The following is an 18030-nucleotide window of genomic DNA, read 5'->3' as shown; positions in this document are numbered from 1 at the left end:
TGCCTCTTTTACTTACCATTCCGCGATACTGCCGTCGGGGTGGCGCCAGACAGGGTTTTTCCAATTGTGTCCCTGGGCTGCACGTTCTCTTACATAGTCCTCATTTACTTCGATACCCAGTCCCGGCCCCTGTGGAATATTCACATAGCCGTTTTCGTAATCAAATACGCGGTGGTCTTTGATATAATCGAGCAGGTCATTTTCTTTATTGTAATGAATACCAAGACTCTGCTCCTGGATAAAGGCGTTGTGAGCCGTTGCATCGACGTGCAGGCACGCGGCCAGCGCAATCGGACCGAGCGGGCAGTGCGGCGCTACAGCCACATCGTAGGCTTCGGCCATCGACGCGATTTTCTTCGTTTCGGTAATACCGCCGGCGTGGGAAATATCAGGCTGGATCACATCAACACAGCCGCTTTCCAAGAGTAGTTTAAAATCCCACCGCGAAAACATCCGCTCGCCCGTTGCGATCGGAATATGGGTGTGACCTGCAATACTCTTCAGTGCTTCATTATTCTCCGGCACGACTGGTTCTTCAATAAACATCGGACGGTAAGGCTCCAGCTCTTTGGCCAGTACTTTGGCCATCGGTTTATGAACCCTGCCGTGGAAATCAATACCGATGCCGACCCCTTTTCCGACCGCTTCCCGAACAGCTGCCACCCGTTCAGCGACAGCGTCGATTTTTTCATAGGAATCGATATACTGCAGCTCCTCGGTGCCGTTCATTTTCACAGCTGTAAAACCGGTAGCAGCCGCCTGTTTCGCGGCTTCACCGACATCGGCCGGCCTGTCGCCGCCGATCCAGGAATACACGCGGATCGTATCCCGGGCCGCGCCTCCCAGCAGGTCATAAATCGGAGCATTGTAATATTTCCCTTTGATATCCCAAAGTGCCTGATCAATGCCGGCCAGCGCACTCATCAAAATCGGTCCGCCGCGGTAAAATCCGGAACGGTACAACATATTCCAGTGGTCTTCAATGCGGAGAGGATTCTTCCCATCTATGTACTCCATTAGTTCTTCTACGGCGGCTTTCACCGTATGGGCCCGCCCTTCAATCACAGGCTCGCCCCATCCAACGATTCCTTCATCCGTTTCTATCTTCAAAAACAGCCATCTCGGTGGTACCTGAAACAATTCATATCCGGTTATTTTCAACATCTTCACCCTTTCCATCTAAACATGTGCTGGTACTCTTCCCATCATAGACAACCATTGGTAAAAGACGCAATGCCCGCCTCCCGGATCAGCCGGTGAGCTGCCATCCAAGGGCGAAGCAGAGCAGCGCTCCGGCTGTGGATAACCCTGTGTATAAGAAAAAAACGCGGTACTTCCGTTGTTCCAAAAGCTGAAAGGCTTCTACGCTGAAGGTGGAAAAGGTCGTAAACGCACCGAAAAATCCGATTCCGGCAAATAGAAACCACGAATCCTGCGGGGCTGCTTCACCGAATTGTTCAAAGCGGAAAGCGGTGAGAAGACCAAGGCCGAAAGATCCCATCACATTGACAAGCAGCATACTGACAGGAAACGGCACACCTTTTTGAAAACGGGTGAAAAACATACCGAACAGATAACGGAAAATGGCGCCGAGACCGCCTCCTATCGTTAATCCGATGACAGTCATAGATGCCCGCCTCCTGCTTTCTGCCCTGCCGTAAAGCCAACCGCAGCAGCCGCTATGCCGAGAAACAGAGTACCGAATATATATCCAGCCGCTGGAAGTATCATCTGCTTATGTAAAAGTTCCACCGCATCCGAGGCAAACGTGGAGAATGTCGTATACCCTCCGCACAAACCGACACCGAGTCCTGCTTTCACCCAGTCTTTCGGGGCTTTCACAGCAAACCAACCGGAAAACAGCCCCAGCAGCAGACTTCCGGATACATTTTCCACCATCGTTCCCACTGGAAAACCAAATTGCAGCTGATAGCTCACGAGATACCGAAGCCAGGTTCCTGCCGCTCCTCCGGCTCCTACCGCTATAACAGATTTCATGTATGTCACCATCGTTCTATAGAGTATTGATACATCTATCATACTCCGTTTGGGCTATTTTCGAAAATCTTCACCTTTTTCAAGAAGAGTAATAATGCGGTCGAGTTTTTGATTCATTTCCTCCGTCTCTTTCTTTTTCTTGGAAAAACCTTTATGACAGCGCCTGCCACAAGAACAAGAACCGCAATGACAACCAGTATCATGAGCAGAGAAAAAATAAGATCTCCCCAGTACACGGATTCCGGCATTCTCTCACCCTTCTTTCTATGTTTTTATATTACTGTAACATATTTGATTCCAAGGTAGGTATGGCTCTATGCGAAAGAAGTTCCCCCTATTCACTCACAGAAATACGGGGATAAAGAGAGTTATGATTTATCGGTCTCTGAGGCATTTTTGGCTGCTGCTTCCGGCTGTTGTTTCATTTCTTCCACTGTCTTTACGTTCCCACGGGCCGCTCCACGATAATACTCATTGGTGGGAAGCACGTCACTGGATTTGAGATTTTTCTCTGCGTTTTATACGGCCTGCCCGTATTGAGGAAGCCAGGCTTTCTGTGCGGTCAGCATCTCATCTGTCATCTGCCATATTTCAGGAGGGCTGCATACCGCTCCTGTTAAAGGATCCATCATCATTGAAATCGCTTTCAACGTTTCTTTATCCAAATACCCTTCCCGTTTATGCCAAATCGCCTTGTAGCCGGCTGTGCAGCTATTTTTGCGAACGATACCGGTCATCTGGGACGTCACCCAGTCGGCGGCTTCCAGAAATTGATCGGCTTCCTCGTACACTTCCGGTGCTTCCTCTACAACCTGCATGATTTTGGCGATCATCCATTCTGACGACAATTTGCCGCCATACCGGGAAAGAATGTCAGGAGGCTTCTGCTCCAGCACTTCATTCAGACGGTTCGCATGAGGCTGCGCGGCATGGTGCTTCCAGAGTTTCACCCAGCTGTGCGGGTGATCGTTCCACTCTTCCTTCAGACACAAAGGCTCATTGTCAACGCTTACAGAAATCATCGTACAGGCCGTAAAATCAATCGCAATGCCGATCACGTCTTCTTTTGGCACTCCGGACTGTTGTACCGCCTCCGGCACAGCCGTTTTCAGCACGTGAATATAGTCCCCTGGATGCTGCAGCGCCCAGTCATCCCCCAGCTTAATCTGCTGCGGAAGCTCATCGTCCAATACGGCGTGCGGATAATCCGCTGCTGCTGCCGCAAGTTTCGTTCCATTCCTCGTATCCATAACAACAGCGCGACCGGACAATGTCCCAAAGTCAATTCCTATCGTATATTGACCCAACTCCATTCCCCCTGTATTCACTGCTAATCATGTACGTACAAATACATCACATTATAAACAAATCCAATGAAAATAACAATACAAGTTATTTTCACTATTATTCCTATTGCCGGTTTGTAACTTGTACTAATAACTTAATTATTTTTCCCTTTTAATAAACATGATTCCCGTTCACGAAAATAGGATACACTTTGATTCACAAGGTGCTTCAGCTTTTCCTGGTTCGGTTTTGCATGCATGGCCGGATACGGATCTCCTCCCGGTCCCAATGGTTCCGGGGTCACAAATGCTTCTTTCTGATTATAACGAATCACATACAGCGCCATGATAATCATATCTATATCCATATGCCCGTCCCCCAGGGCTCCTCTATTACTATCAGCCATATGAAGATTTACGAGGTAATCTTGTGCTCCTACTATCGCTTCCCCGATATGCGCCTCTTCGGACTGCATATGATAGGTATCTCCATTTATATATTGAACACCGTGATGATCGACTTTATTGATATAATCTTTTGCCTCTTTCACTGTGTGTATCATGCTCACCTCAGCAGCACGCACCGGCTCCACCGCAGCCTTTATGCCATGTGTATAAAATAAATCAGCAACACACTGAATAGAATGAATACTTCTTTCCACTTCCATATCATCATAGGGCTGCGGCCTGCCTACCGCACCCGGTACCACTAATAAGTACGAGCCGCCCACTTCGTTTGTGAACTCTATTTCACGCTTTATATAATCAATCGCTTCCTACCTCTTTCTCGGATTATTACTCGAAAGGTCATTGTCAGCAGAATACATCCCACAGACCCCGGAAACACCCATATTATATTTTTCCATAAGCTTTTTTGTTTCTTTCTTACTGTATCCTAAATCTTTCCCGTAGTGATTTCCATGAATTTCGATATATTCAATACCTGCTTGATACAGACGGTCAAACGAGTCTTCCAATGATTCAAAACCAAACCCCCAGTTGCTCCAGGAAAACGTAAGACGTTCTGTCGTGTCAATCATTCGACTATCCAGCAGTTCCTGAAACTTCTTTTCTATCTTTTCGTTTTTTAATTCATAATTCTGTTTCAATTTCTTCAACCTCCTGTTGCTATAAGTTAAAAAAGCGGTCAAATAATCAATCATATTTGACCGCTTTGGCTTACTCCTTCAATTAAAAGTCAAAGTCCGAGGCGTTTTCTTTTGTGAAATCTTGAGGCGGCCCCATAATTACTGTTTTTCCGTCATCTTTAACAGTAATTTCACCTACATTTTCGATTTGCTGTCCATCTTCAGGCATTTCTCCTTCTGCCAGCATTTTTCCTAAAGCTACTGTAAGGTACCCAAGCTTTTTAGGATTCCACAACACGGCTGTATCGAGAGATCCATCCTCTAGAAATGGTTCAGAATCAGTAGGAAGAGCAGACCCGACGACAGATACTTCGTCCTGTACACCCTGCTCCTGTACAGCTTGTGCTGCTCCTAATGGTGCCGGAGTGGAAACAGCGAGGACGCCATCCAGATCAGGATACGACTTCAGCAGATCAAGTGTTTTTTGATACGCCACCTGCTGCTTTTCTTCCGTCGGTATTTTCTCTGAAACAATTTCGATATTAGGATAGTTTTCATTAAATTCTTTCTTAGCGGCTTCAATCCACAAATTCAGGTTGGCAGCTGAAAGACCGCCGGTCAAAATAGCAATCTTACCGTCTTCCGTTCCCATTGCTTCTACAAGTTTTTCCGCCATATGGCGTCCAAATTCTTCATCATCTACTTGTTTCACAGATAGATCCACCAATTCTTTATCTGCAGGAGTGTCCCAGTCCATAACGTTTATTCCCTGTTCTTTTGCTTTTTTGAGAACGGGCTCCACAGAAGCAGGGTCGTTTGGAGCAACGGCAATCGTGTCCATACCCTGAGAAATTAAGTCTTCGATCACTTTTACCTGGGCGGCAGCATCGGCCTCCGTCGGCCCTGTATATTCCACATTCACTCCCAAATCTTCTCCTGCTTGTTCCGCCCCTGTTTCCGAAGCATTAAAATACGGAATACCTACAAGTTTAGGGACTACCGCAATATCCGTGTTTCCGTCGTCGGATCCGGATTCTCCGCTGCTGCTTTCCCCTTCCCCGGAACTGCCTGATGTTTCTCCATCGGAGCTTCCTGAATTTCCACTGCCGGCACTTTCTTCTGATACACACCCAGCCAATAAAATAAGTCCAAAGAACACAACAGTCATAGACAACCACAACTTTTTCATGTTTGAACCTCCCCTTTTTTAATTTATTTATAAACCCCGGAATACCGGGTTTATAAAACGATAGAAATCATTCTAAGCTGCTTTCTCCGGCGTGTTTTCCGCCTTTTTTCTACTGAATTTGTCAGAGAAAAAGTTAAACGTAAGAACAACAATCAAAATGGCGCCAATAACCACATCTACCAATGAAGAATGCGCTCCCATCAAGTTCAGGCCATTTCTGATAAACTGAAATATTAAAACAGCATATATGGTTCCCATTACTTTTCCATACCCGCCGTGAATGTTGGTTCCTCCCAGCACTGCAGCAGCAACACTCTGCAGAAGGTAAGAAGAACCTAAATCAACTTTCACTGAATTATAACGGGAAGTCATGATGATAGCTGACACTGCTGCAAGCAGACTGGCATACAAATATACTTTCATTAATACTTTGCTGTTTTTTACACCTGAAAATAATGTGGCTGTATCATTACTGCCATACATGTAAACTCTTCTTCCCCACGTTGACTTATTTAGTAATATTCCAGTCAATATAATGAAAAATAGTAATATGAGAAGAGATAACGGGATAATCCCCATATAATATCCATTCCCTATTAAACTGTAAGCATCAGGAAAGCCCGAAATAGCGTTTCCGCTGGTTATGGCCAGTATGACACCTTCAAACAACACCATCGTTCCAAGCGTTACAAGGATCGGCGGCACTCCAATTCTTGAGACCACGATTCCATTGAAAGCCCCGCATGCTAAAGCAAACAGAATACCTACAATGATTGCCGGTAAAATTCCGAAACCATTTGTCATCATTAATGCTGCTCCTACCCCTGAAAATGCAGCAATATACGTTATCGAAAGATCAATTCCCCCGGTTATAATAACGACCATCATACCCAGTGCAATCAATCCGAATTCAGGAAGTTGAAACATCATGTTACTCAAATTGCTGGAAGAAAAGAACCTTGGTGTGAACAAACTCATCCCAACAAATATCCCGATAGCAATAAGGCCTAATATGCTCTCTTTTGAAAGTTTCGCGTTCATGTTAAGAGGCCTCCTTAACATCAATATTTGATAGTTTTTCCTGATTTCTTCTGTGATTGATTTCATCATAAGATACAGCGATAACAATAATGGCACCTGTTACGACGTTTTGCCAGAAAACATCAATTCGGGCCAGGATCATACCATTTTGCATAATCGCTAAAAGGAGTACTCCAAGCAGTGTTCCCGGTATGGAACCCCGTCCTCCATGAATATTGGCACCTCCGAGTACTACTGCTGCAATAACTGTCAGTTCCATACCTGCCAATCCATTTGGATCAATAGCGCTGGTATAGGACGTTTGAGCAATCGCAGCTATACCGCCAAGAAATCCCATATAACTAAAAACAAACATCTTTACTTTCTCAAAGTTAATCCCTACACGAACAGAGGATTGAGCATTTCCACCAATGGCTAACACCGATCTGCCAATTAATGTGTATTTCAGGATAAACCATGTACCAAATGCTACAAGAGCAAATAAGTAAATCAGTATTGGAATCCCTGCCATTTCAATGTTGGAAAATGCCAAAAAGGAATCCGGAAAATTCGTACTGTTAATATAATTTCCATTGGTTATATACAACACTAATCCAGAAAAAATATTCAGCGTTCCAAGAGTTACTACAATGGCAGGTATCTTTATTCTGGATACCAATAGACCATTAAACGCTCCGAGCAGCATGCCGATCAGTGGTGCTATTAAAAATATCAGAACCACTGAACTCCAATTATCCGGAAGAAACTGAAACAGGTACCCAATCGAAACGGTAACGGCGGTAGTTAAAGCAGCTACCGAAACATCAATGTCGCTTGTTATAATGATCAATGTCATACCTATAGCCAAAATTCCTATCACCGTATTTCCTTCTATAATGTCCAACCAGTTCTGAACCGTTAAGAAAACCGGGCTGACAAAGGATAGAATGACTGTAATTATTAAGATTATTGCCAAAACACTGAATTCTTTCTGTTTTAATAAAAGTTTCATACCTAAACCTCCTGATGGTGCGTTCCGTTAGGGGTCTTTGTATCGTTTCCGCTCTCAATGCCCTCATTATCCAGGGCGAGTTTCATTATTTCTTCCTGATCAGCGTCTACAGTATTCATTTCTCCCGCGATTCTACCTCGGCTCATAACCAGGATTCTGTCACTTACAGATAAGACCTCGGGGAGTTCTGACGAAATCATAATGACTCCTATTCCTTCATTAACCATTCTCCTCAGAAGTTTATGAATCTCTGTTTTTGCTCCGATATCAATACCGTTTGTCGGTTCATCGATAATGAGCAGTTTGGGCTGTGCCGACAGCCACTTACCGATAACAACTTTCTGTTGGTTTCCCCCGGAAAGTTTATCAGCGGTCAGCTCGGGAATAGCAGGTCTTACGTCCAGCGACTTTATATACTGATCCGTCAGATTCTTTTCTACATTACGATCTATCAGCTTCAACTTATTGCGCAATGTATCGATGATGGGAAGAGTCATGTTATTGATGACGGACTGTTCAAGTACCAATCCTTGAGTCTGTCTTGCCTCAGGAACATAGGCTATACCCTTTTTCACCGCATCCTCAGAAGAAGAGATTTTCAGCTCCTCCCCTTTCAACCACATTTCACCCTGTACATTTTTAGTAATACCGAATATAGATTGAGCCAGTTCTGTACGTCCAGAGCCTACCAATCCGGTTATTGCCAGAATTTCACCCCTGTGCAGAGTTAAATCAATATCTTTGAAATTCCCCTCTTTTGAAAAGCTGCTGATTTCAAATAATTTTTCTCCCGTTTCGGCTTTTTCTTTGTTCGTTTCGTAAACAACTTCCCGCCCTACCATCTTTTTAATAAGTCCTTGTTCGTCTATTTCATTCACATCGTAAGTTCCTACATACTGGCCGTCTCGCAACACAGTAAAACGGTCTGAAACACGAAACAGCTCCTTTAACTTATGACTGATAAATATAACAGAGATGCCTCGTTCCTTTAGTTTGTCTATCACATTATAGAGTTTCTCCACTTCTCCGGAAGAAAGAGAGGATGTCGGTTCATCCATAACAATTAATTTTGAATCAAAAGCAAGTGCTCTGGCTATCTCTATCATCTGCTGCTGGGCAATACTCAATAATTCGACTTTTTTGTTAAGGTCGATATCCATATCCAGTTCAGCCAATGCCTTATTGGCAAGTTTTTTCATTGATTTCCAGTTTATTTTTGTCCAAGGTTTTTTTTTACTGTCTCTTCCGATATATATATTTTCCGCCACGCTTAAATTAGGAAATAGGCTGAGATCCTGGTAAATAATCGACATTCCTTTCAGCGTGGCATCCATCGGTTCTTGAATATCAGCCTTTTCCCCTTCGAATAAATATTTTCCCCCTTCATCTGCGCCATGAATTCCTGCCAATACTTTAATCAGCGTTGATTTTCCAGCTCCATTCTCCCCGATCAACGCGTGCACTTCTCCTTTTTGCACTTTAAGTTCAACATTATCCAATGCTTTTACGCCAGGGAATGTTTTGCTGATATGCTCCATTTCAAGGATGTATTCGCTCATCCTGAAAAACCCCTTTCAAAAGCCGACTCTTTATCAAGAACATATTCTTCTCCCAGCTGCGAACAGAATTCGCGCACCTCCTCTTTATAAGGTATGCCCACCTGTGCTCCAACCTTTGTCACCTTCAGTGCTCCCACAGCTGTTGCAAATCTCGCTGCTTTTACCAAATCTATCCCTTCCTCCATACAGCAGGCCAGTGTTCCTGCGAACGCATCTCCTGCCCCGACACTGTCTACAGCTTCTACTGATATCGCAGGGATATGCTGCCAATCTCCATTTTGATAAACCACCGAACCTTGATCCGCCATTTTTATAATCGAGTTTTTTACGCCCATACTTTCAAATGTTCTTGCCGCATGAACTGCAGTGTCCACATTCACAACATCAATACCCAGCATGTGGTACGTTTCTTGTCTATTTGGAGTGATAATATCGGCATATTCCAGTGCTTTTACGGTTATTCCTTCCGCCGGCGCAGGGTCGAGAATCGTATATATGTTTCTTTCTTTGGCAAGCTGCATGGACCGGATGACCGTTTCCTGGGGAACCTCCATCTGCACGAGCAGAACACTGGTATCATTCGTTTCTCTAAATGGGGGTTCCACATCTTCCGGCAGCAGATCCTCATTGGCACCTTTCATAACAAACATCGTATTTTCCGAGGTGCTGTCAATCGCGACAATCGCTGTGCCTGTTGCATATTTTTCAGATTTTTTCACGAACCGGGTGTCCACATTGGAAGAGTCTAAGCTTTTCATAAGATTTTCTCCATAATAATCGCTGCCTACCGCCCCTATCATACGGACATGCTTCTCAAATCTTGCCGCAGCTGTGGCCTGGTTTGCTCCTTTTCCGCCGGGAAAATACTGAATTTCTTTTCCAAAAATCGTGTCCCCCCGTTTTGGGTACTGATCGATGACCGCAACAATGTCGTTGTTAATGCTCCCTACTACTGAAATAGTCATCTTCTGACTGCCCCTCTCTACATTATTGCTTCACTTTCATACGATCCGTGAACTGTCTTAAGTCAGCTGCTGCCTGTTGCAGCCCTTTTGGCTGCCTGAATAAACAGGAAGTCCCGCAGACCAGCATATTTGCTCCTTTTTTCATAACCTCCGGAATAGTATCATAGCTGATGTTTCCATCTACCTGAATTTTTATTTGAAGATTGTTACTATTTATAAAATGCTTAAGATTATCAATTTTATTTAGTGTGGAAGAAATAAAGGTCTGCCCGGCAAACCCCGGGTTAACCGTCATAATCACAACATAATCCACAATGTCCCCGACATACTCCAGGCTGTTCAAGGAAGTAGAGGGGTTAAGAGCAAGCCCGGTCTGTACTCCCGTACTTTTCATGTGCTGCAGTGTCCGGTGTAAATGAGGAGTAGCTTCTTCATGAACAGAAATCATGTCACACCCGCATTCTACAAAGGTATCAATATAACGTTCCGGATATTCAATCATCAAATGGGCATCAAACGGTAGATTGGTATCATATCTGACGCTTTTGATCATATCCGTTCCCATCGTGTAATTCGGAACAAAATGCCCATCCATAATATCAAAATGAAAAAAGTCCACATTCCCCTCATGAAGGATATTAATATCCTCCCGCAATGCCCCTAAATCACTGCACATCAAGGAAGGTCCAATTTCAGCCAAAATACCTCCTCCTTAAATAAAGCGCTTTCATTTTTTTGGTTTCAATCAATATTAGCACTTACGTTTTAAGAAGGCAACATCTTTTTTGTTTTTTCAAAATTTTGTGTGTAAAAACCAACAAAAAAGGTCTTTGTCTTTTAAGCATGCTGCCAGTACATGCAACATCTGTATAATATATGTTGTACCACCAGTCTAAAAAACATGTTCCTAATTTTCATCACCAACAATAATACTTACACCGCTTTTGTTCACTTCCCTGATGAAATTCATGGATACTTTGTTATCCGTTATTACATAATCAAGTATCGAAACGTCGCAAAGACGAAACAGCGACTTCTCGCCGAACTTGCTTGAATCCGCCAATAAATACAGGTTCTCAGAGATAGATATTAACTGCTTTTTGACGAGAGCCTGATCCTCATGCATTTCACTGACACCCCGCTGAATATCAACACCGAGACAGGAAAAAAAGAACTTATCGACATGGTAATCTTCAATTACTCTTTCAGCGAAATTACCAACCAAAGACATGGATGCTTTCGACAAGTACCCACCTATCAATATTACCCTTATATGGTCTTCAGTTGATAATTCCATGGTTACACCTATGGAGTTCGTAATCACGGTGATACTTTTATCTTTCACATGTTTCACTACCATGAGGGCTGTGGTGCTTGCATCTACTGCTATGATATCTCCATTTTCAACAAAGGAAGCTGCTTTTTGGGCTATAACCTGTTTTTCTGCAGTATTTTTAGACTGTCTATGCAATTGAGGAGTCTCGACCCCTTGATCCACTTTTAATGCACCGCCGTGGATTTTACGAAGCAGTTTATCTTTTTCCAGTTTCTCAAAATCTCTTCTAATGGTTTCTTCACTGACATGAAACTTGGAACTTAAGTCAGCAACGCGTGCAGCACCGTTTTTATCAATAAATTTTACAATCTCTCTTTGGCGTTCATTCAACTGCAAAGATCGTTCATTTGTTTTACCCACAAAACAACACCTCTATCCAACTTAAAACAACATAAAAACCACACAAAAAATGATATAATGTTGTTTTTATTACAAGAGCTTATTCACTTATAAGCGCTTTCTTATTCTTTAGTATACTATACGCACACTACTTATACCAATCTATGGGTGTTGTTTTCTCCGGTGTTACATAATAGGATAATTTATGTTCATTTTTCCATCCAAAACGAGTGAACAACACTAGAGGTTGACCTTGAAGCTAAATTACATTATGATTTTTATAACATGTACGTACAATTAATTATACTTAAAATGAGGTGAAAGCCATGCTGGAAGAGTTAAAACAGGAAGTGCTGGAAGCCAATCAAGGACTGGAGACATATGACCTTGTCACATTTACGTGGGGGAATGTAAGCGGGTTCGACCCGGAATCTGAAAATCTCGTCATCAAACCATCCGGTGTACCATACAAGCAGCTTCAGCCCGACGACATGGTTGTGGTTTCACTGGACGGCCAAGTCGTGGAAGGAACACTGAAGCCTTCTTCGGATACACCTACCCACATTGAGCTGTACAAAGCGTTTCCGGGCGTAAAAGGAATCGTTCACACCCATTCCGACTGGGGAACGGCGTGGGCGCAGGCAGGCAAAGGTATCCCGTGCGCGGGCACGACCCAGGCCGATTATTTCAACGGAGAAATCCCATGTACGCGCCGCCTTTCCAAAGAAGAGGTAGAACAAAATTACGAGAAATATACAGGGACTGTTATTATTGAAGCTTTTGAGCACATCGAACCTCTTGAGGTTCCGGGTGTTGTCGTTTACGGTCATGCCCCGTTTGCATGGGGAACTTCCCCGGAAAACGCGCTGCACAACGCGGTAGTACTCGAAAAAACGTCTAAGATGACCTTCTTATCAAGACAGCTTTCAGAGAACGGGAAGCCGGAGCTGCTTGATGATTACGTGTTGAATAAGCACTATGAAAGAAAGCACGGAAAAAATGCCTATTACGGTCAGTAAAACAACATGAACGGGACTGCTCACTGCGGCGGTCCCGTCTTTTTATTAAGAAATCATGCTCCTTTGTAATTATTTCTTTAAAATTTCTAAAAACAACCTTCATATTTGTATTTTACACTAAAGTTGAATCTATTTACTAAGGGAGAGATTGTTCATGTTCAAAAAAATGGGTACTGTTGCACTGGGAACCGGTCTTCTTTTTGCCGGGATCAGTGGTAATGCGGCGCAGGTGCAGGCACAGGCGGAAGCGAATCAGTTTGGATTTCCCGGCATGTGGGCCCCGGGCTGGAACGGCTCTTCACAGCAGGAAGAAGTGGAGAACGTCATTTATATGATCCCTGACGGATTCAATGCGGGATATGCCACTAATTACCGCTGGTATAAAGGGGAAGAAGCGGTCTGGGATCAACACCTGAAAGGCATGTTTAAAACAAAATCCAGTAACTCCAGAGTGACGGACTCGGCCGCGGCCGGTACTGCCATGGCGACAGGACATAAAACACAGAATGGTGTGGTCGGTTTGGATGCACAAGGTAATGAAGTGCAGACCATTCTTGAAGCCGCTGAAGAAAATGATAAATCTTCAGGTTTGGTAGCTACTTCCAGCATCACCCATGCTACACCGGCATCCTTTGCCTCCCATGTGGAATCGCGTGATAATCAAACCGAAATCGCAAGGCAGATGCTTGCAAACGATGTGGACGTAATGCTCGGCGGCGGAAAGGATTACTTCCTGCCGGAATCCGAAGGCGGTCTGCAAGCGGAGGAAAACCTGCTGCAGCAGGCGCGTGAGTCAGATTATCAGCATGTAGAGACAAGCAGTGAGTTGACAAACGCGGATGATGTGAACGTAAACGAAGGAGAAAAGCTGCTCGGCCTGTTTGCCGGCGGTGCCATGAGCCCTGAGCTGCAGCGCAGCAACAGAGAAGAACCGAGTCTTTCTGACATGACAAGCAGTGCCATTGAAACCTTGGACAGTGATCAGGATGGATTTTTCCTGATGGTCGAAGGCAGTCAGATCGACTGGGCCGGTCACGCCAATGACGCCGGCTGGGCGATGAGTGATACGGCTGCTTTTGAGCAGGCTGTCGAAGAAGCCATTTCTTATGCTGAGGAAGATGGAAACACACTGGTCGTTGTGGCCGGCGACCATGAAACAGGCGGTATGTCTGTCGGAGCCAATGGGGAAGGCGACGTGCAGGCAGATCAGCTGCAGGACGTTCAGGCTACCGGGGAATACATGGCCGGACAATTGAATGAAGACCGCAGCAATGCAAGAGACGTACTCGAACAATATACTTCTTTTGAGTGGACAGAAGAAAATATAACAGCTGTACAGGAGGCAGACAATCCTACAGCCGCCATCAATACCCTGATAAGCGATAAGGCTCTTATTGGATGGACAACCTCCGGGCATACCGGAGTGGACATTCCGGTTTATGCCTACGGCCCGCAGTCAGATGCTTTCAGCGGTCTTCTCGACAACACAGAACTTCCAGGCATTATGGCCGAAGCAATGAATATCACCTTGGGCGGTAATCAATAACTGCTGTATAAAAAGCAGGGCTGTTCTTACAGAACAGCCCTGCTTTTTTATTGGGACCAGTATGCTTCATTCTGACGGATTTCTTTCTGAATCTCTCTTGGTTTGGAGGTTTCATCAATCACGATGCATTCGATCCCGTTCATTTCCGCCCAGTCCATCAGGTCTTCGCTGTTGAGTTCGTAGGACAGGCAGGTGTGATGCGCACCTCCGGCGAGAATCCAGGATTCTGCTGCATCCTGCAGATTCGGCTCCGGTCTCCAGAGTACACCAGCTACCGGCAGATTCGGCATACCTTCTTCTATTTCCACCGCTTCCACTTCATTCAAAATCATACGGAAACGGTCTCCAAGGTCAATAATGCAGGCATTCACCGCGCTGCCTGTTTTACTATTGAATACGAGCCGTGCAGGGTCCTCTTTACCTCCCATCGTTAATGGATGGATCTGAATCTCCGGCTTTTCTTCTTCTTTCTTAATACTCGGGCATACTTCAAGCATATGAGACCCAAGAATCCGCTCATTTCCTTCCTCGAGATGATAGGTGTAGTCTTCCATAAATGCCGTATTTCTGTTGTCTGTCATGATTTTCATGGCACGAACAAGGGCAGCTGTTTTCCAATCTCCTTCCGCTCCAAAACCGTACCCTTTCTCCATGAGACGCTGTACCGCAAGGCCCGGAAGTTGTTTCATACCGTGCAGATCTTCAAAGTTCGTCGTAAACGCCGTGTAACCGCCGTCTTCAAGAAACGCTTCCATACCGGCTTCAATACGGGCCTGTTCGCGGACGGCCTGCCATTTTTCTTTATTGTTTTTCGTTTCTTCCGGTATCACATAGGCCTGCTCGTATTCATTTACAATCTGGTCGACTTCCCCGTCAGCCACCTTGTCTACGTAATCTACCAAGTCGCCGATACCGTGAGCCTGGACATCCCAGCCGAATACAGATTCTGCTTCGACTTTATCACCTTCAGTCACCGCAACGTTACGCATGTTGTCTCCAAACCGCGCTACCCTGATGTTTTGGCCGTCGGACGTGGCCGCAGCCGCCTTGGCCCAGCGCCCGATCCGTTTCCGCACGTGGGGCTGCTGCCAGTGACCGGCGACAACTTTCCTCGGGATATCGAGCCGTGCGGTCATGAAGCCGAACTCCCGGTCTCCGTGCGCAGCCTGATTCAAGTTTATAAAGTCCATATCAATATCGTTCCACGGAATTTCCGCATTGTACTGGGTATGAAAATGCAGCAGTGGTTTCTGCAGCGCTTTTAACCCTGCTATCCAGATCTTTGCGGGGGAAAAGGTATGCATCCATGTGATGATGCCGGCGCAGCTGTCATCACTGTTGGCCTGTCGGATCAGCGTCAGAATCTCATCGGATGTTGTAACCACCTGCTTGAACCGGATCGGTGTCGTGATGGTGTTGTCCGCCTGCAGCCCCTCCACTATATCTTCCGAATGGGCCTTCACCGCATCAAGGGTTTCGGGCCCATATAAATGCTGGCTTCCGGTAATAAACCAAATTTCATGCTTTTTTGTTTGTATCATCCATCTTCGTCCCCTTTCACCTAATAACTTGTACGTATAAGATAATATCATCTATGAAACCACTTGTTAACGTTTCTTCACCATTTTAAATGAAATTTTGTCATGCTGTAGCAGTGATAGAATATTAGTATCCCGGCATTTCCTTGTATGTATAATAAATATTTTCTATTATATTTATTGACACTAGTACGTACATGTAATATCTTGTAGTTATCGCTTACATTTACACAAAAAGGAGTGTGTCAACATGAAAAGAGAGCAGTCCGTATGGTATATCATTTTAATTGCCTGCGCAGCTGGAATGGCTGGTTTTTTATATGGATTTGATACCGCTGTCATCTCCGGAGCCATTACGTTTCTCCGGGATCTTTACAGCTTATCACCGGCCATGGAAGGTATCGTGATTTCCAGCGTTATGGTAGGTGGAGTAATCGGAGTAGGTATTTCCGGTTTTTTAAGCGACCGTATAGGCAGAAAGAAAATATTAATGATTTCAGGTGTTATTTTCGCTGTCTCTGCTTTATGGTCCGCGCTTGCCGGCAGCGTTCTTTCTCTCATTCTTGCAAGATTTCTCGGCGGCCTTGGAATCGGGTTCGCTTCGGCTCTTTCTGTTACATACATCGCTGAATGTGCTCCTCCCCATATTCGGGGAAGACTTGGTTCGATGTATCAGCTATTCACCATTATCGGCATTTCCGCCACCTTCTATATCAATCTCGCTGTAGCAAACTCCGGAAGTTATCAGTGGGGACTGGAAGCAGGATGGAGATGGATGCTCGGCTATGGTGTGATACCAGGTGTTTTATTCTTTCTTATTCTTATTTTCATACCGGAAAGCCCGCGGTTTCTTGTTAAAAACGACAGAACAAGCGAGGCGCTTCAGACATTACAGCGTATCAACGGCCAGGATACAGCACAAAAAGAATTGAACTCCATCCAGGCTTCAATTGAAATGGAAACGAGCACCTCCATCAGAGAACTGCTGAAGCCGGGACTTCGTAAAGCGATGCTGCTGGGTATCTTTTTGGCCCTGTTCAACCAAGTGATAGGTATGAATGCGGTAACATACTACGGCCCTACGATTTTCAACATGATGGGCTTTGAGAATAATACCGAATTTCTCGCTACAAGTTTAATTGGAACCGTACAGGTTATCTTCACTATTGTCGCTATCTTTTTGATTGATAAAGCCGGCCGGAAAAAGTTGATGGCTGTGGGCTCCAGCCTTATGGCGATTTTCATGGTTCTGATCGGCATTGTGTTCTATTTCGAAATTCAGGGAATCTGGGGTCTTCTTTCCATTATGGGATTCACGGCTGCGTTCTGTATTTCCATGGGACCGATTCCGTGGATTATGATTCCGGAAATCTTCCCGAACTATTTACGTGCCAAAGCGGTAGGGATTGCTACGATGTTTTTATGGGGAGCAAACTTCAGTATCGGCCAGTTTACCCCCATGCTCATTAACAACGTAGGCGGCGCCTTTACGTTCTGGATGTTTGCCATCATTTGTGCCATCTGCTACATTTTCGTCATGACCATCGTTCCGGAAACGAAAAACAAATCACTCGAAGAAATCGAAACAATCTGGAAACCGGAAAAACGGTATATCAGTTATTAATTTAAAAAACGAAGGAGCTTTATATCATAGAGCTGCGGTTGTTCCGGGCCGGAGCGGGTCCACGGACACTACACCACCGGGCAGTATACACAGTGTCCATGGAAGTGGGCTCGGGGGACACTAAGATTACCGGCACCGACAGATAGTGTCCATTGATTTCCGCCGGCATCCACTACCTCCTGATTTCAGCAGCGTAGTGTCCACCAAACGATGATCCGTGGACACTACGATCTTATTTTGCAATAGTAGTTTCCACGGCCGCATAAACAAAAGCAGGAGATAGCGCAAAAGCACCGCATTGCTGAAATAACCGGCACGCGCTGCAGACGGACTCTTTTCCTCCGGGGCATAAGGGCGGTATCTAACATCTCCGCTTTCCGCTTCTTCCTATGATTGCATTCTCTTTCGTGAAAGAGGGGGCTGTATCAAAAGGTTGTGAAAAAATGACCTTTTACAGCTCCTTTTTCTATTTCATATACAAAAAAATCGCCTCTTTCGGTATAATGAAGTC

19 protein-coding genes are annotated in these 18030 nt (G+C 44.9%); 3 read left to right on the top strand and 16 right to left on the bottom strand.

Features of this window, described 5'->3' with window-relative positions:
• Positions 1-12: 12 nt before the first annotated feature.
• The 15 genes from dgoD to BM124_RS10315 form a co-directional block, all read right to left on the bottom strand.
• The gene (dgoD, locus tag BM124_RS10380; protein WP_093337515.1) at positions 13-1161 is read right to left on the bottom strand and encodes a galactonate dehydratase; all 1149 of its coding nucleotides are present in this window, start codon (positions 1159-1161) and stop codon (positions 13-15) included.
• 88 nt (positions 1162-1249) lie between these two features.
• Positions 1250-1627: a fluoride efflux transporter CrcB gene (gene crcB, locus BM124_RS10375; protein WP_093337370.1), complete on the bottom strand. Its 378-nt coding sequence runs from the start codon at positions 1625-1627 to the stop codon at positions 1250-1252.
• Entirely contained in the window at positions 1624-1998 is a 375-nt protein-coding gene (locus BM124_RS10370) for a FluC/FEX family fluoride channel (protein WP_093337513.1), read from the bottom strand. The genes crcB and BM124_RS10370 overlap by 4 nt, the downstream gene beginning before the upstream one ends.
• A 54-nt stretch (positions 1999-2052) precedes the next feature.
• On the bottom strand, positions 2053-2115 hold the full coding sequence (locus BM124_RS19730; RefSeq protein ID WP_093337511.1) for a DUF4083 family protein: 63 nt from the start codon (positions 2113-2115) through the stop codon (positions 2053-2055).
• A complete protein-coding gene (locus BM124_RS19515) occupies positions 2112-2246 on the bottom strand; it encodes a hypothetical protein (protein ID WP_280139730.1) in 135 nt (44 codons plus the stop codon). The genes BM124_RS19730 and BM124_RS19515 overlap by 4 nt, the downstream gene beginning before the upstream one ends.
• Before the next feature lie 270 nt (positions 2247-2516).
• Positions 2517-3305 (bottom strand): FGGY family carbohydrate kinase, encoded by a 789-nt coding sequence (locus BM124_RS10360; RefSeq protein WP_170841095.1) that lies wholly within the window; start codon positions 3303-3305, stop codon positions 2517-2519.
• Between the two features lie 134 nt (positions 3306-3439).
• Positions 3440-4045: a sugar phosphate isomerase/epimerase family protein gene (locus BM124_RS10355; protein WP_280139732.1), complete on the bottom strand. Its 606-nt coding sequence runs from the start codon at positions 4043-4045 to the stop codon at positions 3440-3442.
• 15 nt (positions 4046-4060) lie between these two features.
• Positions 4061-4393 carry an apurinic/apyrimidinic endonuclease family protein gene (locus BM124_RS10350; RefSeq protein WP_093337366.1) on the bottom strand — a complete coding sequence of 111 codons (333 nt, stop codon included), beginning with the start codon at positions 4391-4393 and terminating at the stop codon, positions 4061-4063.
• Between the two features lie 82 nt (positions 4394-4475).
• Positions 4476-5561 carry an autoinducer 2 ABC transporter substrate-binding protein gene (locus BM124_RS10345; RefSeq protein ID WP_093337364.1) on the bottom strand — a complete coding sequence of 362 codons (1086 nt, stop codon included), beginning with the start codon at positions 5559-5561 and terminating at the stop codon, positions 4476-4478.
• A gap of 72 nt (positions 5562-5633) precedes the next feature.
• Positions 5634-6602 carry an ABC transporter permease gene (locus tag BM124_RS10340; RefSeq protein ID WP_170841094.1) on the bottom strand — a complete coding sequence of 323 codons (969 nt, stop codon included), beginning with the start codon at positions 6600-6602 and terminating at the stop codon, positions 5634-5636.
• A 1-nt stretch (position 6603) separates the two neighbouring features.
• Positions 6604-7593: an ABC transporter permease gene (locus tag BM124_RS10335; RefSeq protein ID WP_093337361.1), complete on the bottom strand. Its 990-nt coding sequence runs from the start codon at positions 7591-7593 to the stop codon at positions 6604-6606.
• Positions 7594-7595: 2 nt separating this feature from the next.
• On the bottom strand, positions 7596-9152 hold the full coding sequence (locus BM124_RS10330) for a sugar ABC transporter ATP-binding protein (protein ID WP_093337360.1): 1557 nt from the start codon (positions 9150-9152) through the stop codon (positions 7596-7598).
• Positions 9149-10117, bottom strand: coding sequence for a ribokinase (gene rbsK, locus BM124_RS10325; protein ID WP_093337358.1), 969 nt, complete (start codon positions 10115-10117; stop codon positions 9149-9151). The genes BM124_RS10330 and rbsK overlap by 4 nt, the downstream gene beginning before the upstream one ends.
• A 22-nt stretch (positions 10118-10139) precedes the next feature.
• Complete coding sequence (gene rpe / locus BM124_RS10320; RefSeq protein ID WP_093337357.1) at positions 10140-10817, bottom strand: ribulose-phosphate 3-epimerase; 678 nt, start codon at positions 10815-10817, stop codon at positions 10140-10142.
• Between the two features lie 207 nt (positions 10818-11024).
• A complete protein-coding gene (locus BM124_RS10315; RefSeq protein WP_093337355.1) occupies positions 11025-11813 on the bottom strand; it encodes a DeoR/GlpR family DNA-binding transcription regulator in 789 nt (262 codons plus the stop codon).
• 305 nt (positions 11814-12118) lie between these two features.
• On the opposite strand from BM124_RS10315, the gene BM124_RS10310 reads away from it, so the two are divergent.
• Together BM124_RS10310 and BM124_RS10305 are read left to right on the top strand one after the other, a co-directional pair.
• The gene (locus tag BM124_RS10310) at positions 12119-12811 is read left to right on the top strand and encodes an L-ribulose-5-phosphate 4-epimerase (protein WP_093337353.1); all 693 of its coding nucleotides are present in this window, start codon (positions 12119-12121) and stop codon (positions 12809-12811) included.
• 154 nt (positions 12812-12965) lie between these two features.
• A complete protein-coding gene (locus tag BM124_RS10305; RefSeq protein ID WP_093337352.1) occupies positions 12966-14357 on the top strand; it encodes an alkaline phosphatase in 1392 nt (463 codons plus the stop codon).
• 47 nt (positions 14358-14404) lie between these two features.
• Here BM124_RS10305 and araA read toward each other — a convergent pair whose 3' ends face one another.
• Entirely contained in the window at positions 14405-15898 is a 1494-nt protein-coding gene (gene araA, locus BM124_RS10300) for an L-arabinose isomerase (RefSeq protein WP_093337351.1), read from the bottom strand.
• A gap of 247 nt (positions 15899-16145) precedes the next feature.
• Between araA and BM124_RS10295 the strand changes: the two genes are divergently transcribed.
• Positions 16146-17519 (top strand): sugar porter family MFS transporter, encoded by a 1374-nt coding sequence (locus tag BM124_RS10295; RefSeq protein WP_093337349.1) that lies wholly within the window; start codon positions 16146-16148, stop codon positions 17517-17519.
• Positions 17520-18030: the final 511 nt, after the last annotated feature.

The organism is Salibacterium halotolerans (assembly GCF_900115625.1).
GTDB lineage: Bacteria > Bacillota > Bacilli > Bacillales > Marinococcaceae > Salibacterium > Salibacterium halotolerans.
Note: the sequence above shows the minus strand (reverse complement) of the source record. Positions and strands in the feature narration are given on the sequence as shown.

Bases quoted from the DNA above. Each gene is read 5' to 3' on its own strand.
- BM124_RS10345 (WP_093337364.1), bottom strand. From the start codon at position 5,561: ATGAAAAAGTTGTGGTTGTCTATGACTGTTGTGTTCTTTGGACTTATT.
- BM124_RS10340 (WP_170841094.1), bottom strand. From the start codon at position 6,602: ATGAACGCGAAACTTTCAAAAGAGAGCATATTAGGCCTTATTGCTATC.
- BM124_RS10310 (WP_093337353.1), top strand. From the start codon at position 12,119: ATGCTGGAAGAGTTAAAACAGGAAGTGCTGGAAGCCAATCAAGGACTG.
- BM124_RS10295 (WP_093337349.1), top strand. From the start codon at position 16,146: ATGAAAAGAGAGCAGTCCGTATGGTATATCATTTTAATTGCCTGCGCA.
- BM124_RS10330 (WP_093337360.1), bottom strand. From the start codon at position 9,152: ATGAGCGAATACATCCTTGAAATGGAGCATATCAGCAAAACATTCCCT.
- crcB (WP_093337370.1), bottom strand. From the start codon at position 1,627: ATGACTGTCATCGGATTAACGATAGGAGGCGGTCTCGGCGCCATTTTC.
- BM124_RS10370 (WP_093337513.1), bottom strand. From the start codon at position 1,998: ATGAAATCTGTTATAGCGGTAGGAGCCGGAGGAGCGGCAGGAACCTGG.
- rbsK (WP_093337358.1), bottom strand. From the start codon at position 10,117: ATGACTATTTCAGTAGTAGGGAGCATTAACAACGACATTGTTGCGGTC.
- BM124_RS19515 (WP_280139730.1), bottom strand. From the start codon at position 2,246: ATGCCGGAATCCGTGTACTGGGGAGATCTTATTTTTTCTCTGCTCATG.
- BM124_RS10335 (WP_093337361.1), bottom strand. From the start codon at position 7,593: ATGAAACTTTTATTAAAACAGAAAGAATTCAGTGTTTTGGCAATAATC.
- BM124_RS10305 (WP_093337352.1), top strand. From the start codon at position 12,966: ATGTTCAAAAAAATGGGTACTGTTGCACTGGGAACCGGTCTTCTTTTT.
- araA (WP_093337351.1), bottom strand. From the start codon at position 15,898: ATGATACAAACAAAAAAGCATGAAATTTGGTTTATTACCGGAAGCCAG.